At 70.4% G+C, this 25,983-nt stretch carries 20 protein-coding genes and 5 tRNA genes; 12 read left to right on the top strand and 13 right to left on the bottom strand.

Annotated elements, in window-relative coordinates:
- Positions 1-103 precede the first annotated feature (103 nt).
- The gene (locus AB0E62_RS02795) at positions 104-349 is read right to left on the bottom strand and encodes a DUF3073 domain-containing protein (protein ID WP_189752880.1); all 246 of its coding nucleotides are present in this window, start codon (positions 347-349) and stop codon (positions 104-106) included.
- Positions 350-639: 290 nt separating this feature from the next.
- A complete protein-coding gene (locus AB0E62_RS02790) occupies positions 640-1,746 on the bottom strand; it encodes a Glu/Leu/Phe/Val dehydrogenase dimerization domain-containing protein (protein ID WP_362187064.1) in 1,107 nt (368 codons plus the stop codon).
- A gap of 199 nt (positions 1,747-1,945) precedes the next feature.
- Here AB0E62_RS02790 and AB0E62_RS02785 point away from each other — a divergent pair, with 199 nt between their 5' ends.
- Both AB0E62_RS02785 and bldC read left to right on the top strand, forming a co-directional pair.
- Positions 1,946-2,788: a hypothetical protein gene (locus AB0E62_RS02785; protein WP_362187061.1), complete on the top strand. Its 843-nt coding sequence runs from the start codon at positions 1,946-1,948 to the stop codon at positions 2,786-2,788.
- Between the two features lie 519 nt (positions 2,789-3,307).
- On the top strand, positions 3,308-3,514 hold the full coding sequence (gene bldC, locus AB0E62_RS02780; RefSeq protein WP_003949541.1) for a developmental transcriptional regulator BldC: 207 nt from the start codon (positions 3,308-3,310) through the stop codon (positions 3,512-3,514).
- A 461-nt stretch (positions 3,515-3,975) separates the two neighbouring features.
- On the opposite strand, the gene AB0E62_RS02775 is transcribed toward bldC, so the two are convergent.
- From AB0E62_RS02775 to hrpA, 3 genes are all read right to left on the bottom strand, one after another.
- Entirely contained in the window at positions 3,976-4,167 is a 192-nt protein-coding gene (locus AB0E62_RS02775) for a DUF6274 family protein (protein ID WP_362187058.1), read from the bottom strand.
- Positions 4,168-4,298: 131 nt separating this feature from the next.
- Positions 4,299-4,373: transfer RNA gene (locus AB0E62_RS02770), tRNA-Asp, on the bottom strand.
- Between the two features lie 93 nt (positions 4,374-4,466).
- Positions 4,467-8,411 carry an ATP-dependent RNA helicase HrpA gene (gene hrpA / locus AB0E62_RS02765; RefSeq protein ID WP_362187055.1) on the bottom strand — a complete coding sequence of 1,315 codons (3,945 nt, stop codon included), beginning with the start codon at positions 8,409-8,411 and terminating at the stop codon, positions 4,467-4,469.
- 116 nt (positions 8,412-8,527) lie between these two features.
- On the opposite strand from hrpA, the gene AB0E62_RS02760 reads away from it, so the two are divergent.
- Complete coding sequence (locus tag AB0E62_RS02760) at positions 8,528-9,562, top strand: ABC transporter permease (protein WP_362187052.1); 1,035 nt, start codon at positions 8,528-8,530, stop codon at positions 9,560-9,562.
- Here AB0E62_RS02760 and AB0E62_RS02755 read toward each other — a convergent pair.
- The 6 genes from AB0E62_RS02755 to AB0E62_RS02730 form a co-directional block, all read right to left on the bottom strand.
- Positions 9,559-9,879, bottom strand: coding sequence for a hypothetical protein (locus tag AB0E62_RS02755; protein ID WP_362187049.1), 321 nt, complete (start codon positions 9,877-9,879; stop codon positions 9,559-9,561). The genes AB0E62_RS02760 and AB0E62_RS02755 overlap by 4 nt on opposite strands.
- A 103-nt stretch (positions 9,880-9,982) precedes the next feature.
- Positions 9,983-10,678 carry a histone deacetylase gene (locus AB0E62_RS02750; protein WP_362187046.1) on the bottom strand — a complete coding sequence of 232 codons (696 nt, stop codon included), beginning with the start codon at positions 10,676-10,678 and terminating at the stop codon, positions 9,983-9,985.
- A gap of 554 nt (positions 10,679-11,232) precedes the next feature.
- Positions 11,233-11,306 (bottom strand) — tRNA-Phe (locus AB0E62_RS02745).
- Positions 11,307-11,330: 24 nt separating this feature from the next.
- A tRNA-Asp gene (locus AB0E62_RS02740) sits at positions 11,331-11,405 on the bottom strand.
- Between the two features lie 36 nt (positions 11,406-11,441).
- Positions 11,442-11,514: transfer RNA gene (locus tag AB0E62_RS02735), tRNA-Glu, on the bottom strand.
- 80 nt (positions 11,515-11,594) lie between these two features.
- Positions 11,595-13,103, bottom strand: coding sequence for a metallophosphoesterase (locus tag AB0E62_RS02730; protein WP_362187043.1), 1,509 nt, complete (start codon positions 13,101-13,103; stop codon positions 11,595-11,597).
- Between the two features lie 105 nt (positions 13,104-13,208).
- Here AB0E62_RS02730 and AB0E62_RS02725 point away from each other — a divergent pair, with 105 nt between their 5' ends.
- The 7 genes from AB0E62_RS02725 to AB0E62_RS02695 all read left to right on the top strand — a co-directional run bounded on the left by AB0E62_RS02725 (position 13,209) and on the right by AB0E62_RS02695 (position 22,218).
- A complete protein-coding gene (locus AB0E62_RS02725) occupies positions 13,209-13,559 on the top strand; it encodes a metallopeptidase family protein (protein WP_362187040.1) in 351 nt (116 codons plus the stop codon).
- A gap of 175 nt (positions 13,560-13,734) precedes the next feature.
- Positions 13,735-14,292 carry a hypothetical protein gene (locus AB0E62_RS02720; RefSeq protein WP_362187037.1) on the top strand — a complete coding sequence of 186 codons (558 nt, stop codon included), beginning with the start codon at positions 13,735-13,737 and terminating at the stop codon, positions 14,290-14,292.
- 258 nt (positions 14,293-14,550) lie between these two features.
- Positions 14,551-16,710, top strand: a complete 2,160-nt coding sequence (locus AB0E62_RS02715; protein ID WP_362187035.1) for a DEAD/DEAH box helicase — start codon at positions 14,551-14,553, stop codon at positions 16,708-16,710.
- A gap of 108 nt (positions 16,711-16,818) precedes the next feature.
- Complete coding sequence (locus AB0E62_RS02710) at positions 16,819-18,336, top strand: amino acid permease (RefSeq protein WP_362187032.1); 1,518 nt, start codon at positions 16,819-16,821, stop codon at positions 18,334-18,336.
- A gap of 100 nt (positions 18,337-18,436) precedes the next feature.
- A tRNA-Lys gene (locus AB0E62_RS02705) sits at positions 18,437-18,509 on the top strand.
- 1,342 nt (positions 18,510-19,851) lie between these two features.
- Positions 19,852-20,709 (top strand): hypothetical protein, encoded by an 858-nt coding sequence (locus AB0E62_RS02700; protein ID WP_362187029.1) that lies wholly within the window; start codon positions 19,852-19,854, stop codon positions 20,707-20,709.
- A gap of 402 nt (positions 20,710-21,111) precedes the next feature.
- On the top strand, positions 21,112-22,218 hold the full coding sequence (locus AB0E62_RS02695) for a DUF6615 family protein (protein ID WP_362187026.1): 1,107 nt from the start codon (positions 21,112-21,114) through the stop codon (positions 22,216-22,218).
- Positions 22,219-22,335: 117 nt separating this feature from the next.
- Here AB0E62_RS02695 and AB0E62_RS02690 read toward each other — a convergent pair whose 3' ends face one another.
- Positions 22,336-23,022, bottom strand: a complete 687-nt coding sequence (locus AB0E62_RS02690; protein WP_362187023.1) for a TetR/AcrR family transcriptional regulator — start codon at positions 23,020-23,022, stop codon at positions 22,336-22,338.
- A 144-nt stretch (positions 23,023-23,166) separates the two neighbouring features.
- Between AB0E62_RS02690 and AB0E62_RS02685 the strand changes: the two genes are divergently transcribed.
- The gene (locus AB0E62_RS02685) at positions 23,167-23,799 is read left to right on the top strand and encodes an NAD(P)H-dependent oxidoreductase (RefSeq protein WP_362187020.1); all 633 of its coding nucleotides are present in this window, start codon (positions 23,167-23,169) and stop codon (positions 23,797-23,799) included.
- 14 nt (positions 23,800-23,813) lie between these two features.
- Positions 23,814-25,238: a DHA2 family efflux MFS transporter permease subunit gene (locus tag AB0E62_RS02680; protein WP_362187017.1), complete on the top strand. Its 1,425-nt coding sequence runs from the start codon at positions 23,814-23,816 to the stop codon at positions 25,236-25,238.
- A 13-nt stretch (positions 25,239-25,251) separates the two neighbouring features.
- Here AB0E62_RS02680 and ribA read toward each other — a convergent pair whose 3' ends face one another.
- Entirely contained in the window at positions 25,252-25,896 is a 645-nt protein-coding gene (gene ribA / locus AB0E62_RS02675) for a GTP cyclohydrolase II (protein ID WP_362187014.1), read from the bottom strand.
- Positions 25,897-25,983: the final 87 nt, after the last annotated feature.

Raw genomic sequence — 25,983 nt, 5'->3', positions numbered from 1 at the left:
GGGGCCCCGGCCCCGCCACGGCAGCACAAAACCCGGTCCGGTGCTACGGCCCCGGACCGGGAAAGTGCGGTGAATCCCGCTGCAAGCAAGCCCGCTGCAAGCGTTACGCGCCGCGACGGTGCTGCTGAGGACCCTCGTCCTCGTCGTCGTCGTCCTCATAGAGGTCGGCGTACCGTGCATACAGGTCGTCGTCGTGCTCATCGTCCTCGAATCGGTCGCCGTTCGGCGACTGGTTCGACGTCGATGCGCCCAGCTCCTCGGCCAGGCGTGAGAGGTCCGTCCCACCGCTGTTGTACTTCAGCTGGCGGGCGACCTTCGTCTGCTTGGCCTTGGCCCGGCCGCGCCCCATGGCTCGACCCCCTCAACGACGGGGCTCGACGGCCCCAGAGTCTGACACGCGTTCATGTTCTGGAACGGACTCTCCGTGGAGAGGCCGGTCCGTAGGGCTTCCACGGTACCTGAGCCCGCGCCCATACGGTACGTCGCCCGCAGCACGCGCGTGTGCCCAGGACCTTCGAGGCGCCCCGTCCTCGCTGGTCAGTGGCGATTTTAACCACTTATCGGGGAGCGACCCGCCGGGGGAAGTGAGAGTTCTCTCGAAGTTCCCGCCGACGGGTACCGCTCATGTGTGCGAAACGACTAGCGCGCGGCGCGCTCCGCACGGGCGTCGGCCATCCGCTGCTCGGCGATCCGGTCGGCCGCGGCGGCCGGCGGGATCCCGTCCTCCTTCGCACGTGCGAATATGGCCAGCGTGGTGTCGAAGATCTCCGACGCCTTCGCCTTGCACCGGTCGAAGTCGAACCCGTGCAGCTCGTCGGCCACCTGGATGACCCCGCCGGCGTTCACCACGTAGTCCGGCGCGTAGAGGATCCCGCGGTCGGCGAGGTCCTTCTCCACGCCCGGGTGGGCGAGCTGGTTGTTGGCCGCGCCGCACACCACCTCGGCGGTGAGCACCGGCACGGTGAGGTCGTTCAGGGCGCCGCCGAGCGCGCAGGGGGCGTAGATGTCGAGACCCTCTGCGCGGATCAGCGCCTCGGTGCCGGCGACGGCCGTCACGCCCTCGGGGTGCTCGTCGAGGATGCGCCGCACGGCATCGGCGCGCACATCGGTGATCACGACCTCGGCGCCCTCGTCGCGCAGGTGCCGCACCAGGTGGCGGCCGACCTTGCCGACGCCGGCGATGCCGACCTTGCGGCCGCGCAGCGACGGGTCGCCCCACAGGTGCTGGGCACTGGCCCGCATGCCCTGGTAGACACCGAAGGCGGTGAGCACCGAGGAGTCGCCGGCCCCGCCGTTCTCCGGGGAGCGGCCGGTGGTCCAGCGGCACTCGCGGGCCACCACGTCCATGTCCGCGACGTACGTGCCGACATCGCAGGCGGTGACGTAGCGACCGCCGAGGGAGGCGACCATCCGCCCGTAGGCGAGCAGCAGCTCCTCGGTCTTGTCGCGCTCCGGGTCGCCGATGATCACGGCCTTGCCGCCGCCGTGGTCCAGCCCGGCCATGGCGTTCTTGTACGACATCCCGCGCGCGAGGTTCAGGGCGTCGGCGACGGCCTCGGCCTCGGTCGCGTACGGGTAGAAGCGCGTGCCGCCGAGGGCGGGGCCCAGGGCGGTGGAGTGGAGGGCGATCACGGCCTTGAGGCCGCTGGCGCGGTCCTGGCAGAGCACGACCTGCTCATGGCCGCCCTGGTCCGAGTGGAACAGGGTGTGCAGGACATCGGCAGGCGCGCCGGTTACGTCGGTCACTGTGGTGACTCCTGTGTACTAGCGGCGAGTGGGGTCGGTCCCCGTACGGGTGGCGGGGAGCCGTGGCATGAGCGTAGAGCCTCGGCCCCGTCACCATCCGCTCAGTGTTCAGGATCACTCTCCCGGGCCCGCCGCGCACGCATGTCCGTGGCACGATTCGCAGTGGTTTCGAGCCGGGCCCGATGGGGAGGGAGCAGGCGTGCCCAAGGTGTCCTCCGTGGTCGTCCCCTATGCCGCCTACCTGCGTGTGTACGAACCGCTGGGCGCCTTCCCGGAGCCGGAGCGGGACCACTGGGCGCGTTACGCCCGCCGCCCCGACCGCCCGTCCTACCAGGACGAACTGCGGCGTTCCCTGGCCGACTTGGTGGCCGTCCCGCCGATCGCGGTACCCGTGCACGAGAGCGGGGACGCCTTCGTGCTGGAGGTCGACGGGGAGGTCTGCGTGTGCCCCTGGCGGACCCGGCTGCGCGGCTGGCAGGCCCTGGACGGGCTGGCGGAGGAGCTGCCCCCGCCGGTGCTGGACGCGGTGCTGCCGCCCGTGGTGCGCCGGCAGGCGGCGCAGGACTACGAGCGCTGGCTCGCCCGCAACCCCGACGCCCGCCCGTGGATCCGCACGGCGACCTGGCAGGTGCCGCTGAACTGGTTCGTGCTGGTCTCGGACGAGGAGCGGCGGTACGACAAGGGGACCGCCGACGTGCCGCCGGTGCTGCGCTACCGCACCCCGATGGTGCAGGCCCGGCGGCGGGTGGCGCGGGCGCTGCGCACCCTGCGGGACACCGTCGAGGAGGGCCCGCTGGTCGACGGCGTGGTGGACGTCGGCCGGTGGCTGGAGGAGTTCCACCCGCGCTCGCTGGTGGAGCTGGACTACGGCGGGCTGGTGCACGTGCTGCCGGCGGGCGAGCTGGAGGGCGACCACTCGGCGGCGGACGTGGCGGCCGGCATCGAGGCGCTGCGCCAGGGCGACGGGACGGCCGCCGGAGAGGCGTACGGGCGGCTGGTGGAGCGCTGGCGGGCGGTCAGGGACCGGCGCTCCGCGAACTGAGTGGCGTGCGTCACAGTCAAACCGGCACCGGAAGACGTACGTTCTACCTCGCTTGACCATCTGACGGGACGTTGGACTCGATCTGGACTTTTGTCCCAAGGGTGATGGACTGCACTTACAAGGCCCTTGCCCTGGATGCCGTCCCTCGTGCCAAAATAGGACAAGGAGTCCGGGGAGGACTCCTTCCGTCCCACTATGCTCCACTGTGGCCGGAATCTCAGCATTGCACGCTTTGGGGGGTCCGGTGACTCCTGCACGCCACTGTGACTGATCGTCACAGTGGCGTGACTGTCCGCTATGGCATGGTCCATCGGCATCCGTCGCTGATGAACACCTGGGAGGGCAATTCCATCGGTTTGGCCGACGCGGCTGGACAGATGGTGTAGTTGTAGTGCCGAGGACAAGCCGTTCGTCCTATAACCGACTCGACTCGCGTCCGCCATTTCGGGCAACGCGGGTCAAGGTGCAGAATTTAGAGGAAAGAACCGAGAAGGTTCGGTTCTCCCGAGGAGGCCGCTCATGACCGCTCGCACCCCTGATGCCGAGCCGCTGCTGACCCCCGCTGAGGTCGCCACCATGTTCCGCGTCGACCCCAAGACGGTCACGCGGTGGGCGAAGGCCGGCAAGCTCACGTCTATCCGCACGCTCGGTGGGCACCGCCGCTACCGCGAGGCGGAGGTCCGGGCGCTGCTGGCGGGCATCCCGCAGCAGCGCAGCGAGGCCTGAACAACCGCATAACCGGGCAAGGCGGACGGTCCCCCAACCGTCCGGGGCGCCCGAAACCCTAGCTCCAAGCGACGCGGGTCCTGCCCCAACAGGGCCCCCGCCCAGGCCGAAGAGGACGCCGTAGGCACACGGCACAGGGTGCGTCGTAGATCGCGCTGGACTCCGCCGAGTCCGGCGCGATCTTTTTTGTGCGCAGGTCGAGGGCGGGGGCGGCGTCTGTGAGCGTCCTTGTCGGACTCTGGGGAGGGCTGTCGGAACCGCTGTGTGCGACCTCGGGAGAGGGTGCAATTGCACATATTAAATTGACCCGTTGTAGGGAGGGGGTAAGTTCCCCTGTTTCCCGGACTTGTGCGGTGACTCCCGTCACACGGCAGGGCGCTTGCTGCTCGCGGTCCGTGTGGGTTAAAGGGAGGCGCCGGTGCCAGGGTCCCACGCCCGTACGGGTGTTGGGCCCGGCGGGGTCACGCGCGGCGGCGTCCGTCGCCCTCGGCGGTCTCCCGCTCGCCCTCCCGGCCCCGCGGGCCGGCGGCCATCGCCAGCCGCAGCAGGCGGTGGCAGACGGGACAGTGGCGGGTGAGGTGACGGTAGGACGAGGCGGCCGACAGATGGGCTCTCAGGAGCGCCCGGGTCTCGTGCCTGACCGACGCCGCCATACGCCACCTCCAGGGGCCGCACAGGAGGAACGGGCCCTGCTCCCTGGGTACCGGCGGGAAGACACCCCGTCAAGGCCGCACGCCGACCCGGCACAAACGAAAGGGCCCCCTCTCGGGGGCCCTTCACGATGCGGTCCTGACGGGATTTGAACCCGCGGCCTCCACCTTGACAGGGTGGCGAGCACTCCAAACTGCTCCACAGGACCTTGCTCGCGGCGCTTGTTCGTGCGTTGCGCTGCGAGAAGGACTGTACAGGAGGGTGAGGGCCCTGGTCGAACTCACCCTCCGTACCCGGGCGGCTACGGGGCCGCCGCGTCGATCGCCTTCACGATCCGCTTGTCCGAGACCGGGTACGCCGTGCCCAGCGCGTGGGCGAAATAGCTGACCCGCAGCTCCTCGATCATCCAGCGGATGTCCAGCACCTGCTGCGGCACCGGGCGGCCCCGGGGAAGCTGCTCCAGCAGCCAGGCGTACTCGTCCTGCATCTCGTGCACCTTCTCCATGCGCGTGGTGTCCCGCTGCACGTTGGCCGGCATCTGCTGCAGACGCCGGTCGGCGGCCACCAGATAGCGCATCAGGTCGGGCAGCCGCCGTATGCCCGCCCAGGTGACGAAGCCGGGCTTCACGAGGGCGTCCAGCTGCTTGCGGACGTCCGTCAGGCTGGCGAGCAGGGCGGGGCTGTGTACGGCCTTCAGGCGCCGCTCACAGGCCTGCCAGGCGGCCAGCACCTGCTGCACCTGGGCGACCGTGCGGACCGTGGTGTCCACGATCTCCGCGCGCACCTTGTCGTACAGCTTCCGGTACGACTCCTCGTCCCACGCCGGGCCGCCGAAGTCCGCGATCAGCTTGTCCGCCGCCGCCATCGCGCAGTCGTCGAACAGGGCCTGGACGGAGCCGTGCGGATTCGCGGACAGGGCCAGCTTCTGCTGGTTCGTCAGCTTCTCGGACGCGAACCTCGCCGGGTTCACCGGGATGTTGCGCAGGATCAGCCGGCGGGTGCCCTTCCACATGGCCTCCGCCTGCTCCGCCTCGGTGTCGAAAAGCCGGACCGAGACCGTGTCGCCGTCGTCCACCAGCGCCGGGTACGCCCGAACCGGCTGTCCGGCCCGGCGGGTCTCGAAGACCCGGTTGAGGGTGCCGATCGTCCAGTCGGTGAGCCCCTTGCGCTCCAGGGCCTCGCCGCCCTCGCGGGACGCGGTCGCCGCCGCGGCCTGGGACAGGGCTTTGCGCGCCTTCGGCTTGAGCCGGAGCTTCAGCGCCTCCAGGTCCTTGTCCTCGGCGAGCCCCCGGCGCCGCTCGTCGACGATCCGGAAGGTGATCTTCAGGTGGTCGGGGACCTTCGCCCAGTCGAAGTCGTCCGCCTCGAACGGCACGCCGACCATCCGCTTCAGCTCGCGGGCCATGGTGACGGTCAGCGGCTCCTGGAGGGGCACCGCCCGTTCCAGGAACGCCTTGGCGTAGTTCGGCGCCGGTACGTAGTTGCGGCGGATCGGCTTGGGCAGCGAGCGGATCAGCTCCGTCACCACCTCCTCGCGCAGGCCCGGGATCTGCCAGTCGAAACCCTCGTCCGTGACCTGGTTGAGGACCTGGAGCGGGATGTGCACGGTCACGCCGTCGGCGTCCGCGCCCGGCTCGAACTGGTAGGTGACCCTGAACTTCAGGTTGCCCTGGCGCCAGGTGTCCGGGTAGTCGGCCTTGGTGACCGCCTCCGCGGACTCCCGGATGAGCATCTCCCGCTCGAAGTCCAGGAAGTCGGGCTGCTCGTGGCGTTTGTGCTTCCACCAGGAGTCGAAGTGGGCGCCGGAGACGACGTGTTCGGGCACCCGCTGGTCGTAGAAGTCGAAGAGCGTGTCGTCGTCGACCACGATGTCCCGGCGCCGGGCGCGGTGCTCCAGCTCCTCGACCTCGCTGAGCAGCCTGCGGTTGTCGGCGAAGAACTTGTGGTGCGTGCGCCAGTCGCCCTCCACCAGCGCGTTGCGGATGAACAGCTCGCGGGAGACCTCGGGGTCGATCCGGCCGTAGTTCACCTTGCGCTGGGCGACGATCGGGACGCCGTACAGCGTGACCTTCTCGTAGGCCATCACGGCCGCCTGGTCCTTCTCCCAGTGCGGTTCGCTGTACGTGCGCTTCAGCAGGTGTCCGGCGAGGGGTTCGACCCACTCGGGCTCGATCTTGGCGTTGACCCGGGCCCAGAGCCTGGACGTCTCCACCAGCTCGGCCGACATCAGGAACCTGGGCTGCTTCTTGAACAGCGCCGAGCCCGGGAAGATCGCGAACTTGGCGTTGCGGGCGCCCAGGTACTCGTTCTTGTTGCCGTCCTTGACGTCCTTCATCCCGATGTGGGACAGCAGGCCGGCCAGGAGGGAGACGTGGACGCGGTCGGCCGGGGCGTCCTCCTCGTTCAGGTGGATGCCCAGCTGCTTGGCGACCGTGCGCAGCTGGGTGTAGATGTCCTGCCATTCGCGGATGCGCAGGAAGTTCAGGTACTCCTGCTTGCACATCCGGCGGAAGGAGCTGGAGCCGCGCTCCTTCTGCTGTTCGCGGACGTAACGCCACAGGTTCAGATAGGCGAGGAAGTCGCTGGTCTCGTCCTTGAAGCGGGCGTGCTGCTGGTCGGCCTGGGTCTGCTTGTCGGCCGGCCGCTCGCGCGGGTCCTGGATGGACAGCGCGGCGGCGATCACCATGACCTCGCGGACACAGTCGTTCCCGGCGGCCTCCAGGACCATCCGGGCCAGCCGCGGGTCGACCGGCAGCTGGGCCAGCTTGCGGCCGGTGTCGGTGAGCCGCTTGCGGGGGTCCTTCTGGGCCGGGTCCAGCGCGCCCAGCTCCTGGAGCAGCTGCACGCCGTCGCGGATGTTGCGGTGGTCCGGCGGGTCGATGAAGGGGAACTTCTCGATGTCGCCGAGGCCGGCCGCGGTCATCTGGAGGATGACGGAGGCGAGGTTCGTCCGCAGGATCTCCGCGTCCGTGAACTCGGGGCGGGCGAGGAAGTCCTCCTCCGAGTACAGCCGGATGCAGATGCCGTCGGACGTACGGCCGCAGCGGCCCTTGCGCTGGTTGGCGCTGGCCTGGCTGATCGGCTCGATGGGCAGCCGCTGCACCTTGGTGCGGTGGCTGTAGCGGCTGATGCGGGCGAAGCCGGGGTCGATGACGTACTTGATGCCCGGGACGGTGAGGGAGGTCTCGGCGACGTTGGTGGCCAGGACGATCCTGCGCCCGGTGTGCTGCTGGAAGACGCGGTGCTGCTCGGCGTGGGAGAGCCGGGCGTACAGCGGCAGGACCTCGGTGAATCTGTACTTCTTCTTCTCCAGCGCGTCCGCCGTGTCCCGGATCTCCCGCTCACCGGAGAGGAAGACCAGGATGTCGCCGGGCCCCTCGGCCATCAGTTCCTCGACGGCGTCGGTGATGGCGGTGATCTGGTCGCGGTCGGCGTCCTCGGACTCCTCCTCCAGGAGGGGGCGGTAGCGCACCTCCACGGGGTACGTCCGCCCGCTCACCTCGATGATCGGGGCGTCGCCGAAGTGCCGGGAGAAGCGCTCGGGGTCGATGGTCGCCGAGGTGATGACGACCTTCAGGTCCGGGCGCCTGGGCAGCAGCTGGGCCAGGTAGCCCAGCAGGAAGTCGATGTTGAGGGACCGTTCGTGGGCCTCGTCGATGATGATCGTGTCGTAGGCGCGCAGCTCGCGGTCGGTCTGGATCTCGGCGAGCAGGATGCCGTCCGTCATCAGCTTGACGAAGGTGGCTTCCGGGTTCACCTGGTCGGTGAAGCGGACCTTCCAGCCGACGGCCTCGCCCAGCGGGGTCTTCAGCTCCTCCGCGACCCGCTCGGCGACCGTCCGGGCGGCGATCCGGCGCGGCTGGGTGTGCCCGATCATGCCGCGCACGCCCCGGCCCAGCTCCATACAGATCTTGGGGATCTGCGTGGTCTTGCCGGAGCCGGTCTCACCGGCCACGATCACGACCTGGTGGTCGCGGATGGCGTCCGCGATCGCGTCCTTCTTCTGGCTGACCGGCAGTTGCTCGGGGTAGGTGACGGCCGGCACGCGGGAGCGGCGCTCGGCCATCCGGTGGGCGGCGCGGTCGATCTCGGTCTCGATCTCGGCGAGGACGGCGGCGCGCGCCTCCGGCTTGCGGATCTTGCGCGCGCCCTCCAGCCGCCGCCCGATCCGGTGCGCGTCGCGCAGCGACAGCTCGGTCAGGCGGGGGGCGAGGGTGCCGAGGGCGGGGGCGGGATGCGTAGACATACGCGATCCAGGATCTCACCCGGGGCGAAAAACACGCGAACGATTTGACCGGGGGCGGCGGGCGGTCCCGGGCGATCGGGAGGCACCTCGTACGACGGGATGCCAAAGTGACCGTTATGCCCGATTCACGACGCTGGGCGGCATTCCGGGAATCGCCCTTCCTCCCCGCCACGGTCCTCGTCCTCATCCTCGCCGCCGCGGCCGGCCTCTTCGCCGGCTCGTACACGTACGCCATGGCCAACCCGACCCCGCACGGCATCCCGACGGCGGTCACCGGCCACTACGACGAGCCGGCCGCCCGGCGCTTCATCGACGGCATGGAGAAGGCGCTGGCCGCCTCCATGCGGCTGCACGCGTACGGCAGCCGCGAGGACGCGGTACGGGCCGTGGACGAGCAGAAGGTGTTCGCGGTGCTGGACATGCCCGCCGGCGGCCGGACGGTCACCCTGGACGTGTCGGGGGCGTCCGGCGCGACGGTCGCCCAGGTGCTGGGGCAGGCGGCGGAGCAGGTCGGCAAGGCCACCGGGACGGCGGTGGCGGTCCACGACCTCAAGCCGTTGCAGCGGGGCGACCCGCGGGGACTGGCCATCTTCTACATCACCCTGGCCGCCGTGATCATCGGGTTCGTCGGCGCCATCCAGCTCAGCGTGCACGCGCGGGAGCTGAACCCGGCGGAACGGATCGCCTACACCGTCGCCTACTCCGTGCTGGGCGGGTTCACGATCGCCGCGGTGGTCGACTGGTGGCTGGGGGCGGTGCGGCTGCCGTTCGTCGAGTCGTGGGCCATCCTCGCCTACACGATGTTCACCTCCGGCATGGTGTTCACGATGTTCAACACCCTGTTCGGCCGGTGGGCGATGCTGCCGACCTGGGGGCTGATGGTCCTGCTGGGCAACCCGTCGTCCGGCGGTGCCGTCTCCTGGCCGCTGCTGCCGTCCCTGCTCGGCACGATCGGCCGCTGGCTGCCGCCCGGCGCCTCGGTGAACGCCCAGCACACCGCCGTGTACTTCCGGGGCCACCAGCACGCGTTCCCGTTCCTGGTGCTGGCGGGCTGGGCGGTGGTCTCCTGCGCGGTCTTCCTGATCTGGCGCCACCGCCACCCGGGCGGACGCCCGGTGGGACCGGCCGCGGAGGAGGACCGGGGACTCTAGGAGGCGCGCTGGGCGGGCGGGGCCGCCGGGGCCGTCTCGGGCTGCCGGCGGGCCGTGCCCTCGCCCAGGGCGATGGACCTGGCGGTGTTGGAGATGGCCTTGATGCCCAGGTAGGCCGTGGTCATGCTGCTGACGGCGGTGAACGCGGCGGTGAGGATGCCGACGATCACCGCTTTGTCCCCGTCGAGCCGCCATACCCCGACGACCGCCACCAGGGAGATCGCGAGATTGCTGGCGACGACCGCGAACAGCCCGTACCGGGCCCGGATCTTCTCCAGGTCGGTGTCCCGCCCGGCTCTGTCCTCGTTCCGGCTCATGTTCTCTCCCCCCGTTCCCGCGCACCACGCGCGACGAGCCCGAACGTAGCGCCGGGCGGGCGCGGTGCCAAGGCGCGCCCGGCCGGGCGGCTCCCGGACGGGGTCAGGCGTCCTCCGGGCCGCCGTGGCCGTCCGGGCCGTCGGTGAGGAGGGCGGTGACGGCCCGGGGTGACCAGTGTCCGTCCGCGCCGGGGCAGGAGGCGACGTAGGAGGCGACCGCGTCGGTGTCCCACGCGCCGGCGGAGAGCAGGCCCGCGGCCAGGAAGCGGACGTAGGCGGCGGAGGGCGCGACCCACGGCACGTCGTTCATCCCCCACGGCGCCGTGAAGGTGAGCACCGGCAGGCCCTCCACCTGGCCGGCGCAGACGAGCGTCTCGTAGCGGCCCTCGCCCAGCACGGCACGCCCCCGGGCGAGGACGTCCGCCAGGTCGAGGTCCACGCCCGGCGCCCGGTACATCTCCTGGGCGGCGATGTCGGCGAACTGGCCGGTGGTCACCAGATGCGCCCGGGCCAGCACCCGCCCGTCCGCCTCCGGGTCGTAGAAGGCGCGCCCGCCGCCCCATACGGAGGATTCGGTGGCGAAGTACATCGCGCCGGTCAGCTCCACCGGCAGCGACCGGGCCGGCATGGCGGGGTCGCGGCAGCCCGGGTACTCCCGGCCCGCACCGGGCGGACGCCCGCCCCGGATATAGGCGGCGAGCCGGCCCAGATGGGTGTTCGAGCCGTACGAGGTGTACCAGACCCGCTCGGGATACCGGTCGAGCGGCGGCGTGGGGTCGATGCTCGGTAAGGCCTTCACGAGGGGCTGCTCCGTCGACATACGGGGTGGTGGTGCCGGCACGGACGAGCGTAGGGACGAAGAGATCCCGGCCGGCGCGGAAGGTACGCGTTGGGTCAGAGCCTCGATGACACAGCCGAAGGGGCGCTACCGGGCGATTGTGGAGCGCTGATGACTTGCGGTTGTCTCGTGCAGTGGCTTCCAGGGGGCGACCTCCCTGCGTTTCGATCTCCCGCGCACGCAGAAGAAGTGCTGGACACACCCCGCGATGGCAGTGACTCGCCCCATCCGTCGGCTCCTGTCCGTTGTCGCTCCCGACCCGGTTCCCCAGGCCGGACCTCGCCCGGGACGAGCGAGGCGTCCAGGCACGACAGAGCCGATTCACCAGCAACCTAGCGCGCACTCCGGCGTGAACGGGGGCCAGCGACAAATCGCCACCGTTCGCAGGAGCAGCCAGATGAAGGGCCGGCGTCGCCCTCCCCTGAGACGGGTCGGCGTACCAGTGGGCGCGGGCAAAAAAATAAGCCCCTCTCTGCTAGCGCCAGAGAGGGGCTTACGCCCTGGTAGGGCGGCTGTGGCTGGGGCCGGGGTCGAACCGGCGACCTTCCGCTTTTCAGGCGGACGCTCGTACCAACTGAGCTACCCAGCCACGGTGTTTCACGTGAAACACCAGCGGTCCTGACGGGATTTGAACCCGCGGCCTCCACCTTGACAGGGTGGCGAGCACTCCAAACTGCTCCACAGGACCAAGCGTGTGTGCAACAGTGTCGCACACGGTAATGCGTGCCCCCAACGGGATTCGAACCCGTGCTACCGCCTTGAAAGGGCGGCGTCCTAGGCCGCTAGACGATGAGGGCTATCGGCCCGCCTGGGCGCTTCTCAGCGCGTCGGGGACGTGAGAAGCATATGGGATGGCGGGGGGTATCGCCAAAACGGTTTACGGAGAGGCACTGGAGGAGGCGGGAGAAGGGGAACGCGAGGCGCCGGTGGCGCCGGGCTGGTTCTCGTCCACCAGGTGGCGGCTGACCTCGGCCGTCGTCAGGCCCAGACCGCCCAGCTCGATCGCGTCCCAGGCCTGGAGCCGGCGGCTGTCCCGGTCGAAGTAGAGGATCGAGGCCTCGATCGGAGCGGGACGGTGGTGCTCCACGGCCCGCAGCCCGCTGCCGCCGGTCGAGCCCTCCCTCCGCAGCCGGGTGCCGTACGGCAGCATCCGCGTCCCCTCGTGGTGCAGATGCCCGCAGAGCACCAGCGGCACCAAGCCGTCCGTCTCCTCGGCGGCCGTCGGCTCGTGCGCCACCGCCACGTCCACGGGGGTCCCGGCCGCCTGCTGGTCGCGCAGGGCGCTGGCCAGCCGGGCGCCCGCCAGCCGCTCGGCCGCCTCGCCGCCGGGCACCGCCGAGCGGTCGGGGGTGAACTGCGGATCACCGGTGCCCGCGAAGCGCAGGCCGGCCACCGTCACGGCCCGGCCCTCGTCCAGCACGCGCACGTTCCTCATGCGCTCCAGGTAGCGCTGGGTGGTCCGGGAGTCGTGGTTGCCGCGCACCCACACGTACGGCACGCCCAGCTCCCGGACCGGGTCCAGGAAGCCGTTCTCCGCCGCCGTGCCGTGATCCATCGTGTCCCCGGAGTCGACGATCACGTTCACCTGGTACTGCTTCACCAGCGAGCCGATGATCTTCCAGCTCGCCGGGTTGAGATGGATGTCCGACACATGCAGGACCCGGATGGTGGACGGGTCCGGACGGTAGGCCGGAAGGGTGGAGGCGGCGTCGTACAGCTTCGTCACGTTCGTCACCAGGCGGGCCAGCTCCTTCTGGTAGACGTCGAACTCCGTGACGATGCTGCGGGCGTTGCCGACCACGGACGGCGCCGAGGCGAGCAGCCCGGAGAACCTCGGCTCCAGGACCGACTTCGGGTTCCAGGTGGCGTACGCCGACGCCCCCGAGGCGGCCAGCAGCACCAGGGCCAGCCCGCCGGCCGCCAGGGCCCGGCGCGGGCGGCGGAAGACGGCGAGACCGAGGGCGGTGGCCCCGGACACCACGGCGGCGCAGGACCGTACGGCCAGGTCGAGCGTGCCGTGCTCGACGTCCCGCACGATCTCGTCCTGGAGCCCGGAGATCCGCTCCGGATGGTCGACCAGCGCCTGGGAGCGCGGCGGGTCCAGCCGGTCGACGGTCACGTCCAGCCGGACCGGGGCCACATGGCTGTCCAGGGCGAGCGAGCCCAGCGGGGACACGTCGATCCTCGTGCCGCCGGTGAGGGAGGGCCGTAGCGCCATCGTCGTGTCCATCGGGCCGACCGGGACCCGGACGGTGCCGACGACCAGCAGGCCCAGCCAGGCACCGGCGAGCACCACGGCGGCCAGGCCGAGGGCGCGCGCCCAGGGGCGGGGGCGGGCGGTGAGTCCGGGACGGGGGAGCGGGCGGGGTCGTACGCGGTGTGGCATCCGGTGGCGCATGGTGCTCAGGGCTGCGAGGGGGACGCGGGCCATTGGTGCCGTATTCCCACGTCAAGGGGTGGATATGCGGCGCCGTTCGCGGACAATGGCCGTGTGCTGGAGATGACGCGCGAGGAGTTCGAGGAACTGGTCGCCGAGGCGCTGGACCGGATTCCGCCGGAGCTGACGCGGCTGATGGACAACGTCGCGGTGTTCGTCGAGGACGAACCGCCCGCCGACGATCCCGAGCTGCTCGGGCTCTACGAGGGGACACCGCTGACCGAGCGGGGCGAGTGGTACGCGGGGGTGCTGCCGGACCGGATCACCGTCTACCGCGGGCCGACGCTCAGGATGTGCGCCAGCCGCGAGGACGTGATCGCGGAGACCGAGGTGACGGTGGTGCACGAGGTCGCCCACCACTTCGGCATCGACGACAACCGGCTGCACGCCCTCGGGTACGGGTGAGGGGGACGCCCGCGCCGGGTGACCGGGCGCGCCGAGCGCGGGTGCGCGGGGCGCCCGGTGCGGGTGAACGCGGTGCGGTGGGTGCCGCCGTGCGCCCCGGGCGTACGCGTGTCCTCTTGTGGGCGGCGGGAGTTGGGGAGGTTGACTCCGTCCCTCGCCCCCGGAGGTGGCCGCCGTGCGCCCCTTGCCCGTACCCGTCCGTCTGGCCGTGACGGTCCTGGCGGTCACCGCCGCCGCCGGCTGTGTGAACGTGGGCGACGACGCGGGCCGGGCCCGCCCCTCCCACTCGGCGGGGCAGCCCGGCGGCGAGGCGCCCGACGGCGGCCCGGCCCAGGGCGTGGGCGGCCCCGTCGAGGCGGGCGGGACCGGTGCCGGCAAGCACGGGCACGGCGGCAAGGCGAAGCCGGGGGCGTCCGGCTCCGCGTCGCCCACCCCGTCCGGCGAGGACAGCGCCTCGGGCGGACCGGAGGAGCCGGGAAAGCCGCGGAAGCCCGGGAAACAGGGCGAGCCGGAGGAGCCCGGGAAGACCGAGGCGCCCGGCGGCGGCCCGGCCCCCACCAAGGCGCCGCCCACGCCCCCGGCCAGCTCCGCCCCGCCCGCACCGCCGGCCACCACCGAGCCGCCGCCCGCCACGGAACCGCCGTCGGCCGAGCCCTCCTCGTCGGCACACGAGGAGACCGGGCCGCAGTTGGTCCAGCGGGAACCGGCGCCCGCGGCGGGCGTGCCGGTGTGAGCCCGCCACCCCGCCGCGCCGGCCCGCCGGTGCCGACAGGCGCGGTGTGACGTGGGTCAATGCCACGCGGTTTGCCTTCAGGGGTGGTAGGTGCGTATGGTGGTAGATCGTTTGATCCCATTTGCCCGGCGCCACCACAGAGCGCGCCGTGTGGCGCGTACTCTCCTTTGCCGTGGCGGACCGCATCGAGGCGGTCGTGAGCGAATCACGGAGTTGACGGGCGCGTGCCGACGAGACTCCGGAAGGTTTCGCATTCGCATGTCCGTGTCCAGTACTGACCAGATCGTCATGTCCGAGAACGAGAACGAGAACGAACTCGACGTGACGAACGAGGTCACCGAGGCCCCCGAGGCCGCTGACACCACCCCCCAGACCACCTTCGCCGACCTCGGCCTCCCCGAGGGCATCGTGCGCAAGCTCGCGCAGAACGGCGTGACGACCCCCTTCCCGATCCAGGCCGCGACCATCCCGGACGCCCTGGACGGCAAGGACATCCTCGGCCGTGGCCGCACCGGCTCCGGCAAGACCCTCTCCTTCGGTCTGCCGACCCTGGCCCTGCTGGCCGAGGGCCGCACCGAGAAGAAGCGGCCCCGCGCCGTCATCCTCACCCCGACCCGCGAGCTGGCCATGCAGGTCGCCGACGCCCTCCAGCCGTACGGCGACGTCCTCGGCCTGAAGATGAAGGTCGTCTGCGGCGGCACCTCCATGGGTAACCAGATCTACGCCCTGGAGCGCGGCGTCGACGTCCTCGTCGCCACCCCGGGCCGGCTGCGCGACATCATCAACCGGGGCGCCTGCTCCCTGGAGGACGTGCGGATCGCCGTCCTGGACGAGGCCGACCAGATGTCCGACCTGGGCTTCCTGCCCGAGGTCACCGAGCTGCTCGACCAGGTCCCGGCCGGCGGCCAGCGCATGCTCTTCTCCGCCACCATGGAGAACGAGATCAAGACCCTGGTCGACCGCTACCTGAACGAGCCCGTCCTGCACGAGGTGGACGCGGCCCAGGGCGCGGTGACGACCATGTCGCACCACATCCTCATCGTGAAGCCCAAGGACAAGGCGCCGGTCACCGCCGCGATCGCCTCCCGCAAGGGCCGCACGATCATCTTCGTCCGCACCCAGCTGGGCGCCGACCGCGTCGCCGAGCAGCTGCGCGACGCCGGCGTGAAGGCCGACGCGCTGCACGGCGGCATGACGCAGGGCGCCCGTACCCGCACCCTGGCGGACTTCAAGGACGGGTACGTGAACGTGCTCGTCGCCACCGACGTCGCCGCCCGCGGCATCCACGTCGACGGCATCGACCTGGTCCTGAACGTGGACCCGGCCGGCGACCACAAGGACTACCTGCACCGGGCCGGCCGTACCGCCCGCGCGGGCCGTACCGGCACGGTCGTCTCGCTCTCCCTGCCGCACCAGCGGCGCCAGATCTTCCGCCTGATGGAGGACGCCGGCGTCGACGCGGCCCGCCACATCATCCAGGGCGGCGCCGCCTTCGACCCGGAGGTCGCCGAGATCACCGGCGCCCGCTCCATGACCGAGGTCCAAGCCGAGTCCGCCGCCAACGCGGCCCAGCAGGCCGAGCGCGAGGTCGCCCAGCTCACCAAGCAGCTGGAGCGCGCCCAGCGCCGCGCGACCGAGCTGCGCGAGGAGGCCGACCGCCTGGTGGCCCGGGCCGCCCGCGAGCGCGGCGAGGACCCGGAGGCGGCGGTCGCCGAGGCCCAGGCGACGGCGGCGGCGGAGCAGCCGGCCGTGGCCGAGGAGCCGAAGGAGCGCGAGACCGAGCGCGAGGAGCGCCCGGCGGCGGCGCCGTACGAGCGCCGGGAGCGGCGCGGCTTCGAGCGTCGTGACGAGCGTCGCGACGACCGGGGTGACCGCCGTCCGTTCGACCGGGACCGTGACCGGGACCGTGGTTTCGAGCGTCGTGACGACCGTGGCGGCCGTGGCTTCGACCGTCGCGACGACCGTCGTGACGACCGGGGCGACCGCCGTCCCTTCGAGCGCCGTGACGACCGCGGTGGCCGTGGTTTCGAGCGTCGTGACGACCGCGGTGGCCGTGGCTTCGAGCGTCGTGACGACCGGGGTGACCGGGGTGACCGCCGTCCGTTCGACCGGGACCGTGACCGGGACCGTGGTTTCGAGCGTCGTGACGACCGTGGCGGCCGTGGCTTCGAGCGCCGCGACGACCGTCGTGACGACCGGGGCGGCTTCCGCCGTGACGACCGGCCGGGCTTCCGCCGTGACGAGCGGGGCGGCCACCGGGGCAGCGACCGTCCGTTCAACCGCGACCGCCGTGACGACCGCCCGGGCTTCCGCTCCGGCGGCCACGACCGCCCCTACGGCCGTCGTGACGACCACCGCGGCACCGGCGGCTCCTTCGGCCGCCGCGAGGACAAGCCGCGCTGGAAGCGCAACGGCTGACACCCCGTGAGGTGAGGGAAGGGCCCGTACGACACCGGTCGTACGGGCCCTTCCGCATTCCCGCCCAGTGGCGCATATCACACGGAGGGGCAGGGAATTGCTGGGGACATGGCAGACGACGCGCGCGTGACCGGACAGCGGGCGGTGCCCGGCCCGTCGGACGAGGAGCGGCTGGCCCAGCTCGGTTACACCCAGGTCCTCGCCCGCCGGATGTCGGCGTTCTCCAACTACGCCGTCTCCTTCACGATCATCTCGGTCCTCTCCGGCTGTCTGACCCTGTACCTCTTCGGCATGACCACGGGCGGCCCCGCGGTGATCACCTGGGGCTGGGCCGGGGTCGGCCTGATGACCCTGTTCGTGGGCCTGTCGATGGCCGAGATCTGCTCGGCGTACCCGACGTCGGCGGGGCTGTACTTCTGGGCCCACCGGCTGGCGCCCGCGCGTTCGGCGGCGGCCTGGGCGTGGTTCACGGGCTGGTTCAACGTGCTGGGCCAGGTGGCGGTGACCGCGGGCATCGACTTCGGCGCGGCCTCCTTCCTGGGGGCGTACCTGAACCTCCAGACCGGGTTCACGGTGACCCCGGGCCGCACGGTGGCGCTGTTCGCGGCGATCCTCGTCCTGCACGGCCTGCTGAACACCTTCGGCGTCCGGATCGTGGCGTTCCTGAACGGTGTGAGCGTGTGGTGGCACGTCCTCGGGGTCGCGCTCATCACCGGCGCGCTGGCACTGGTCCCCGACCACCACCAACCGGCGTCCTTCGTCTTCACGCGCTTCGTCAACGAGACGGGCTGGGGCAGCGGCCCGTACGTCGTCCTGCTGGGGCTGCTGATGGCCCAGTACACCTTCACCGGCTACGACGCCTCCGCCCACATGACCGAGGAGACCCGCGACGCCGCCACGGCGGGCCCGAAGGGCATCGTCCGCTCCATCTGGACGTCCTGGATCGCCGGTTTCGTGCTCCTGCTGGGCTTCACCTTCGCCATCCAGTCCTACGGCGCGGAACTCGCCTCCCCCACCGGCGCCCCGCCCGCCCAGATCCTCCTGGACGCGCTCGGCGCCACGGCCGGCAAGCTGCTCCTGCTGGTGGTGATCGGCGCCCAGCTGTTCTGCGGCATGGCCTCCGTCACCGCCAACAGCCGCATGATCTACGCCTTTTCCCGGGACGGCGCGCTGCCGTTCTCCCGCCTCTGGCACACGGTCTCCCCGCGCACCCGCACTCCCGTGGCGGCGGTCTGGCTGGCCGCGCTCGGCGCGCTGGTCCTCGGTCTGCCCTACCTGATCAACACGACGGCGTACGCGGCGGTGACGTCGATCGCGGTCATCGGCCTGTACATCGCCTACGTCATCCCCACCTTCCTGCGGGTCCGCAGGGGCGCCGCGTTCGACCGCGGCCCCTGGCACCTGGGCCGCTGGTCCGGGGTGATCGGCGTGGTCTCGGTGACCTGGGTACTGGTGATCACGGTCCTGTTCATGCTGCCGCAGGTCTCCCCGGTCACCTGGAAGACCTTCAACTACGCCCCGGTGGCGGTCCTGGCCGTCCTCGGCTTCGCCACGGCCTGGTGGCTGGCCTCGGCCCGCCGCTGGTTCCTGACGCCCGGCTCCGCCGTCCCCCCGGCCGAAAAGTGACCCCCGCCCCCGCCCCCGGCACCCGTGACGCGGCCGTGACCCCGATACCCGATCGGCGACACGGCCCCGTCCGGCTATGCTCGGACAAGCAACATCGCCTGGGCCCTTAGCTCAATTGGCAGAGCAGTGGACTTTTAATCCATTGGTTGTGGGTTCGAGTCCCACAGGGCCTACGGCTGCGGGGGAGGGGTTACCCCCTCTGACCTGCTGGGTAGCGCCCGGGTCGGCTTCGGTCGGCTCGGGCGCTGTCCCGTTTTCCGGCTCTTGCGTGAGTGGTCCGTGAGCGGATGCGCCTTAGTCCTGCGGATCGGCCGGGATCGAGGCGGACGGTTCGGCAGTCGCCGGAGGAGACCTGGTGATCAGTTTCCGCCTTCTCGGCGATCTCACGGTCCAGCTCGGGGAGCAGGCACCTGTCAGGCGTCGCCCCAGTCTGTGCGTTCCTTCTCCCGGAGGGCCGTCGTACGGGTCCCAGCCGTCCACCACGATCTCCTTGGCGGGAAAGATGAGGCCGGCGTCGGGGATCGATCTCGTGCCAGTCCTGGCCGACCGCCTCGCCGCGACGTAGACCTCGGGTACCCATGAGGTGGAAGGACACGTACAGGCGGTCGCCCTTGGTCGCAACGAGGAAGCTTGGGCCGCTGGGCCGTGAGCAGCCTCCGCTCGGCTCCTACGGGGCGGCCTGGCTTACGGCTTGCAGCGGGCGATCTACTCGTGGCGGGCCTCGTTCTTGGCCTCGATGACCTCTTGTCGTCGGCTGTCCCGTCGAACCTTTCCACCAAGCGGCCGACGCTGAGGCTGTCACGGAGGGCCAGGCATGTCATCAGCCGGCGCCGGGTCTCCGCGACGGTTGCGACCTCCTCCAGCAGGCCGTCGAGGCCGGCCTGAGCCGTTTTCAGGGAGTCGTAACCGGCGCGGCTGAAGGAGCGGCGGGTGCCGTCTTCGCGGGGCGGGAGCTCCTGGCGTATGGAGTACGAGCCGTGCTTGCGGCTGGAGAGCTCGGGGTACTTCTTGCCGAGCGGCTTGCCGGTGTGGGATTCGCGGCAGTCGGCTCGGGCGAGTACGGCTTCCTCGCGTTCTGCCTGGTTGGGTGCAGACCGTTGCTGCCGGATCGTGGCTGATGACTCCGAACTTCCAGGACCTGTCGCCCCGCTCGTAGATGCCAGGCCTGCGCCACACGAGCGGTCTGTAGGTGTCGTCGGCGCGGCGGTTGAACAGCGCGGGGACGTTCAGCCCGGAGGACACCAAGCTATACGAACCGTGCGACGGGCCACTCGTGCAGGGGAACCTTGCCGGAAAAACCGGGAGTTGGCTGCGAAGCACCGCAGCGGTCGCTACGCTCACACCGTTGACTTGTCTAACCTGAGCGCAGGGGCTCAGGAGCTCCGACGTGTGGACACCGGCCACAAGCGTCGTCTCGCGGGTGTATGTGCACCCACTCTGTGACAGCAGTGCAGCAGGCAGAATTTTTTGGCGTCCAACTCAAACGTCGACCGGTGCGGCGAACGAGGTATTGGCATGCCGAATTCTGCAAAAAAGCGAGCTGCACATGCACGCAAAGCATTTTCTGGTGAAATTTACGAAGCTGCGCTTGCTGGGATTTCCAACGACCGCACTCATGGGTTGGATTCTTGCGCTCCGGGGCAGCGGAAGATGAACGCTTTGCTGGCTCTTGGACTGTTTAACCGTGGCGAAGATGGTGCGCCTCCCGCGAAGTGGTTGCTGAGCACCCTCACCTGGTATACGATCACAGTTTCGCCTCGTTGGAATCAGCTGGTATTCATCAGTGATGCCCCGGATAACGTCACCAAGTATCTGGTACCGCATGGTGAAAGCACCCCAAGGCTTCCCGGGATGCGATTGCGTGCCGTGTACGACTACCGGACGTATGCGTTGGAACATGTCCCTACGGGGGCTCAATTGGTGGTCACGAGCAGGCTGGATGGAAAGCTGCAGGGGGTGCGGGAAGGCTCGTACTTCGATTTTCGCACGCTTGATGACCCTTTGGACTCGGCGGAGGAGCGCCAGCTTGCCGACGTGCCTCCCATGGGAGTCACAGCTCAGACTCTATTGGCTGGCATTGCTGTCCGTATGTCCATGGCTGACCCCAAGGGGCGGTGGGCCACTGGGAACTGGTACTGGGACCCGTTGCGGCGTGATGAGGGCAGAGGCCGCGATGGCGACTTGGATCCTCGGCGCAGACTTTGGGGTGCAGGTGATGAATGGGAAGCCCAGTGGACAGGGCTTCCCTATCCGGAAGATGTCGCGGCTGCGCTGGCTGACCCTACGGTTGGTGTTTCTGGGGCAAGGCTCGCGAAAAGCGGCAGGGTGTACGAAGTGATTCTCGGAGATTCGGTCCTTAAGATTCAAATTTAGTGGAGATTTTGAGAACGGGTCCGAAATTCATCTTTGCCCAGAGAGTCTCGACGTGCTTGAAATTCCTCAGGATGCCCTCGTTGAAATGCCGTGGTGGGCCGCGTTCTTCCTGGTCTTTGTACTGGGTTTCGCCCGCGTAATCCTTCCAAAAGAATCACGTGACCTCTACATGTGGTGGATTGCGTTTTGGGAGCATCGCCGGAAGCGTGCAGCTTTGAAAAGGAAGAGATGGGAGCGCCGTCGAGCAGCCGGGCAGAAAAGGAAGGAGGGTCAGGAACAGGCGCCCCCGTCTCATTGAGGGGGTGAGGTCGACCACGTGGATGTGTTAGTAGTGACGGGGAATGTGGCACGCGATACGTGGTCGAGAATGGGGCTGTTTCGACCGAAAGCAGTAGTTTTCAGATGGCGAACGCCATCATGGGTATGGAAGGGGTCATGGTGGAAGGCCAAAGAAGGTCAGAAAATTGTACCTGTGGTCAACGGATCGATGAAGGTGATGCCTTTTGTCGTCAGTGTGGCATGCGCGCATCGATGGTTGGTTCACTGTGCGGGACTTTGAGTCGCCGTGCTGAATTGACGTTCGAGGCTTTGGCTTCCGCGCATCGTAAGGGCTGGCCGTCGAGCGAAGTAACGCATACTGAGGAGAACCTTCGGGCCATCCATCAGGCTCACGGAGACCGCATCGCGATCCATCCTTTCACGAGCGATGAAGAACGCTTGAATGGTGCGGACTGGGAATGGTGGTTTTACTCCGGGAGGTTAGGTTTCGGTATGCGTGTACAAGCGAAGCGTGCAAATCGAAACGGAGGATACGACCTGCGGTATCGACCGGATGGTGAGAGATATCAAAATGATCTGCTGATCGAGGATGCTATTGCGGAGGACTGCCTTCCGGTCTACGTCTTCTATAATCACACCAACTGGCCTCAGAGTCGGCCTGGAAAGCCGTGGGTTGGGTGTACGCATGGACCGTTCGCTGAAGGGCAGTTAGGTTGCACCATCGCGTCAGCTCTAGTTGTCAAGCAGACCTTGCGCGGTTCGCGTGTGAGTTCTCGGTACGTGAAGAGCCGCAGCCGACCGTGGAACCGCATCCTCTGTGACGGGAGCGTGTCAGAGGCGCCAATCCTGGATATCGCCTACCGGAGGGTGCAGCAGCTGCATCGGTCAGCTCTCGTGGAGCTTGAGGAACTGGGGCGTACGGGTGCCTCCCCACCCACAGTCGGACTCCCGGCCTCTCCTGCCCTGCAGCAGTTGAGACCAGTGGTTCGTCCCCAGCGCGTAAGCAGGGCCGACCGGGGAAGTGCCGGTCATGTGCTGGGCCCGCGGGATGATGCAGCGTTCAGCTCGGCGGATCACGCCTTGCACCGGCGGCTGAGGGAGATGGCCGATCGCCCGGTCGGCAGGTTGCCGCAACGGGTGCAAGACATGGTGCATTGCGGTGACGGCCCACCACCTGATGATCGAGTGGCAGGTGCCGTTCTGATCAACCTTGGCTCTGACGGTGGCTGAGCGCCATCCAGGCGAACCGGGCCGACATCACGCAATGCACCCTGACCCGCGGTACGGCGCCCGCGCCGGCTTCGGCCGGCCCGGGCGCCGTTTCGTTTCGGGAACGGGCCGCGCTGGTCACCCCGTCCCGTACGCCCGGAGGAACGCCGATACCCCGCCCCTGATCAGGCGGTCCTGTTCCGCGGTGGGCAGGGGCAGGACGCCGTAGTGGGTGAACTGGGTGATCGTGTGGGAGATCAGGGCCGTGAAGTGGCCCGCCGCCAGGGCCGCGTCGTCGTGCAGGTCGAGCAGGCCGGCGTCCGCCAGGCGGGCCAGTGCCTCGGTGAGCGCGCGGCCGACCGGGGCCGGGCCGGCCTCGTGCCAGGCGGTGAGGACCTCGGGCGGTACGTGGTCGGCCTCCGCGTGGATGTGGCGGACCAGGGCGAAGTGGTACGCGTACTCGGCCATGAGCCGGATGAGGCCGCGGGCCAGGGAGACGAGGTCGCGTTCGAGGTCCTCGGGGCGCGGTGGGTGCTTGGGGTCCAGCGTGGCGCGCAGGCAGGCCAGTTGGGCGTCCCGGACCTCGCCCGACGTCCAGGTGACGACCGCCTGGAAGAGCTGTGCCTTGCCGCCGGGGAAGTGGTTGTAGAGCGTGCGGGTGGAGACCCCGGCCGCGGCGGCGAGCGCGTCGACCGAGGCGCGCGCGTATCCCTCGCGGCCGAAGACCGCGCACGCGGCGTTCGCGATGTCCTGCTGCTTGCGCAGCTTGCGCGGTGACATCTCGCACCGCGCCTCCTCCCGCCGGGCCTCGTCCGTCCCGCCCATTCGCGCCTCCCTGGCTTCCGCGACCGGCCCACTCTAACTGAAGTACAACGACCGTTGTAATTTTTACAACGGTCGTTGTACTTTGCTGCGGGGCGCTCGCCGGGCGCGGTCGCCCGTCATCGCATCGCCCAGAGGGGGACAGCCATGTCCGTCACCGAATCCGTCACCGGGGCCCGCGCCGCCGAGGACTCGCCGCTCCGCGTCGCCGTCATCGTCGGCAGCGTGCGCGAGGGACGTCAGGGCCGCGCGGTCGCCGACTGGTTCCTCGCCACCGCCGCCGCGGCCGCCCCGGACCTCGCCTACGACGTGATCGACCTCGCCGGGGTGGACCTGCCGCTGGTGATGCCGGGCTGGGGCGGTACGCCGGGTCCCGAGGCCGCCGCCGCGCTGCGGGACGTCTCGCCGCGGCTCGCCGCCGCCGACGCGTTCGTGGTCGTCACGCCCGAGTACAACCACAGCTTCCCGGCCGTCCTGAAGAACCTCCTGGACTGGCACGGGCGTGAATGGCAGGCCAAGCCGGCCGGTTTCGTGTCGTACGGCGGTCTCGGCGGCGGTCTGCGCGCGGTCGAGCAGCTCCGCCTGGTCTTCGCCGAACTGCACGCCGTGACCGTGCGCGACTCGGTCAGCCTGCACGGCCCCTGGTCCGGGCTGGGCGCGGACGGGGTCCCGCGCGACGCGGAGGTGTGCGCCGGCGCCGCGGGGGGCATGCTGGCCCAGCTCGCCTGGTGGGCCCGGGCGCTGCGCGCCGCGCGCGCCGAGCAGCCCTACGCGGCCTGAGGGGCGGCGCAGAGATGAGCGTCCCCCGCGCCACGGAGTCCGGTCCGGCCCGCGCCGCCGCGCCCGCCGCGCCGCCCGCCGCCCTCTACCGCGTCGTCACCGTCGTGATCCTCGGCACCGTCATGTCCGTGCTCGACATGACGATCGTCAACGTCGCGATGCGCCACCTCTCGGAGTCCTTCGGGGCCCCGCTGGAGACCATCCAGTGGACCGCGACCGCGTACACGCTCGCGCTCGCCGCGGTCATCCCGGTCGCCGCCTGGGCGATGGCCCGGATCGGCGCCAAGCGCACCTATCTGCTCGCGCTCGGCCTGTTCACGCTGGGTTCGCTGCTCGCCGCCTGCGCCTGGGACGCGGCCGTCCTGATCGCGTTCCGCGCGGTGCAGGGGCTCGGCGGCGGGCTGCTCCAGCCGGTCGGCATGGCGATGGGCATGCGGGTCGCCGACCGGACCCGGCTGGGCCGCGCGATGGCCCTGCTGGGGCTGCCGATCCTGGTCGGCCCGGTCGCCGGCCCGGTGCTCGGCGGGTGGCTGGTCGACGCCGCCTCCTGGCACTGGATCTTCCTGATCAACCTGCCGGTCGGCGCCCTGGCCCTGTTCCTCGCCGCGCGCCTGCTGCCGAAGGACGCCCCGCACACCCCCGGCGCCGGCCGGCCCCGGCTGGACCTCCCCGGTCTGCTGATGCTGTCGCCCGGCCTGGCCCTGCTCCTGTACGGCCTGTCACGCGGCGGCGAGAGCGGGGACTTCACGGCCCCCGGCGCGCTGGTGCCGGCACTCGCCGGTGCCCTGCTCGCCGCGGCCTTCGTACGGCGCGCGCTCACCGTCCGCGCGCCGCTGCTGGACCTGCGGCTGCTGCGAGACCGTACCTTCGCCGCCGGTATCGCCACCCTCGCGCCGTTCACCTGCGGCTACTTCGGCTCGACGCTGCTGGGCCCGCTGTACTGGCAGCAGGAGCGGGGCCTGAGCGCCACGGCGGCCGGGCTGCTCGGCGCGCCGGTCGGGCTGGTGGTCGGCACGACGATGCAGATCGCGGCGCGGCGGGTGGACCGGGTCGCCCCGCGCCGGCTGATCGCGGCGGGCTGCGCGGTGGGCGCGCTCGGCATGGCGCTGCTGGCCTGGCAGACCGGCACGCCCGGGGTTGCGTCGTGGCGGATCGTCGTCGCGGGGGCGGTGATGGGCGTGGGCGCGGGGATGACGCTGATGCCGGCGATGACCACGGCGAGCCGTGCCCTGCCGGCGGACCGGCTGGCCGGGGCGAGCACCGCGCTGAGCATCAACGCCCAGCTGGCCGCGTCGGTCGGTACGGCCCTGCTGTCCGTGCTGCTCGGCGCGGCCGGCCCGGACCCGGACGGCTTCCGGCTCGCCTACGGTGTGGCGGCGGCACTGCTCGCCCTCGCGGTACCGGCCGCGCTCCGCCTCCCGGCCGGGCGGCCGGGCTGAGCCCGGCCGCCCGTCAGCCCGCCGTCAGCTCCGTCAGCTCCGTCAGTTCGGACAGCGGAAGGGAGTGCCGGGTCTGGACGGCCTTGGCGCGCAGGTAGCGGATGTTGTGGGCGGTGGTGAAGACGCCGGTGGGCACCCGGTCCCGGACGGTCACGCCCAGTGCGCGCAACTGCGCAGCCTTGTCGGGGTTGTTGGAGAGCAGGTCCAGCTCCGTGACACCGAGGGCGGCGAGCATCTGGGCGGCGGCCGTGTAGTCGCGGGCGTCCTCCGGGAGGCCGAGGGCGGCGTTCGCCTCGTAGGTGTCGAGCCCGTCGTCCTGGAGGGCGTACGCGTCGAGCTTGTTGTAGAGGCCGATGCCCCGGCCCTCCTGGCGGAGGTACAGCAGGATCCCGCCGCGGCCGGCGATGCGCTCGACCGCCTCGCGCAGCTGCGGACCGCAGTCGCAGCGGGCCGAGCCGAAGACGTCCCCGGTCAGGCACTCGGAGTGCAGCCGCACCAGCGGGACCCGGCCGGGGTCGCCCAGGACGACGGCGAGGTGCTCCCGGCCGTCGGTGAGGCCGTGGAAGGTGACCAGGTCCGCGTCGGCGCGGTAGCCGTCGGCGAAGCGCAGCGGTACCCGGACGCGGGCACGCGGGGTGGCGGCGGGGATGTCGGGCATGCGGATCCCTCTGAGGCGGGTGCTTCAGATTTGAAGCAAGGGTACGGGGGACCCTACCGCATGCTTAAAAATTAAAGCGACGACCCT

It is taken from the genome of Streptomyces sp. NPDC038707, assembly GCF_040636485.1.
GTDB lineage: Bacteria > Actinomycetota > Actinomycetes > Streptomycetales > Streptomycetaceae > Streptomyces.
This window is presented reverse-complemented; position numbering and strand designations above follow the sequence as displayed.

Bases quoted from the DNA above. Each gene is read 5' to 3' on its own strand.
- AB0E62_RS02755 (WP_362187049.1), bottom strand. From the start codon at position 9,879: ATGAGCCGGAACGAGGACAGAGCCGGGCGGGACACCGACCTGGAGAAG.
- AB0E62_RS02760 (WP_362187052.1), top strand. From the start codon at position 8,528: ATGCCCGATTCACGACGCTGGGCGGCATTCCGGGAATCGCCCTTCCTC.
- AB0E62_RS02775 (WP_362187058.1), bottom strand. From the start codon at position 4,167: ATGGCGGCGTCGGTCAGGCACGAGACCCGGGCGCTCCTGAGAGCCCAT.
- hrpA (WP_362187055.1), bottom strand. From the start codon at position 8,411: ATGTCTACGCATCCCGCCCCCGCCCTCGGCACCCTCGCCCCCCGCCTG.
- bldC (WP_003949541.1), top strand. From the start codon at position 3,308: ATGACCGCTCGCACCCCTGATGCCGAGCCGCTGCTGACCCCCGCTGAG.
- AB0E62_RS02700 (WP_362187029.1), top strand. From the start codon at position 19,852: ATGCCGAATTCTGCAAAAAAGCGAGCTGCACATGCACGCAAAGCATTT.
- AB0E62_RS02730 (WP_362187043.1), bottom strand. From the start codon at position 13,103: ATGCCACACCGCGTACGACCCCGCCCGCTCCCCCGTCCCGGACTCACC.
- AB0E62_RS02690 (WP_362187023.1), bottom strand. From the start codon at position 23,022: ATGGGCGGGACGGACGAGGCCCGGCGGGAGGAGGCGCGGTGCGAGATG.
- AB0E62_RS02710 (WP_362187032.1), top strand. From the start codon at position 16,819: ATGGCAGACGACGCGCGCGTGACCGGACAGCGGGCGGTGCCCGGCCCG.
- AB0E62_RS02795 (WP_189752880.1), bottom strand. From the start codon at position 349: ATGGGGCGCGGCCGGGCCAAGGCCAAGCAGACGAAGGTCGCCCGCCAG.
- AB0E62_RS02680 (WP_362187017.1), top strand. From the start codon at position 23,814: ATGAGCGTCCCCCGCGCCACGGAGTCCGGTCCGGCCCGCGCCGCCGCG.
- AB0E62_RS02695 (WP_362187026.1), top strand. From the start codon at position 21,112: ATGGCGAACGCCATCATGGGTATGGAAGGGGTCATGGTGGAAGGCCAA.
- AB0E62_RS02685 (WP_362187020.1), top strand. From the start codon at position 23,167: ATGTCCGTCACCGAATCCGTCACCGGGGCCCGCGCCGCCGAGGACTCG.
- AB0E62_RS02715 (WP_362187035.1), top strand. From the start codon at position 14,551: ATGTCCGTGTCCAGTACTGACCAGATCGTCATGTCCGAGAACGAGAAC.
- ribA (WP_362187014.1), bottom strand. From the start codon at position 25,896: ATGCCCGACATCCCCGCCGCCACCCCGCGTGCCCGCGTCCGGGTACCG.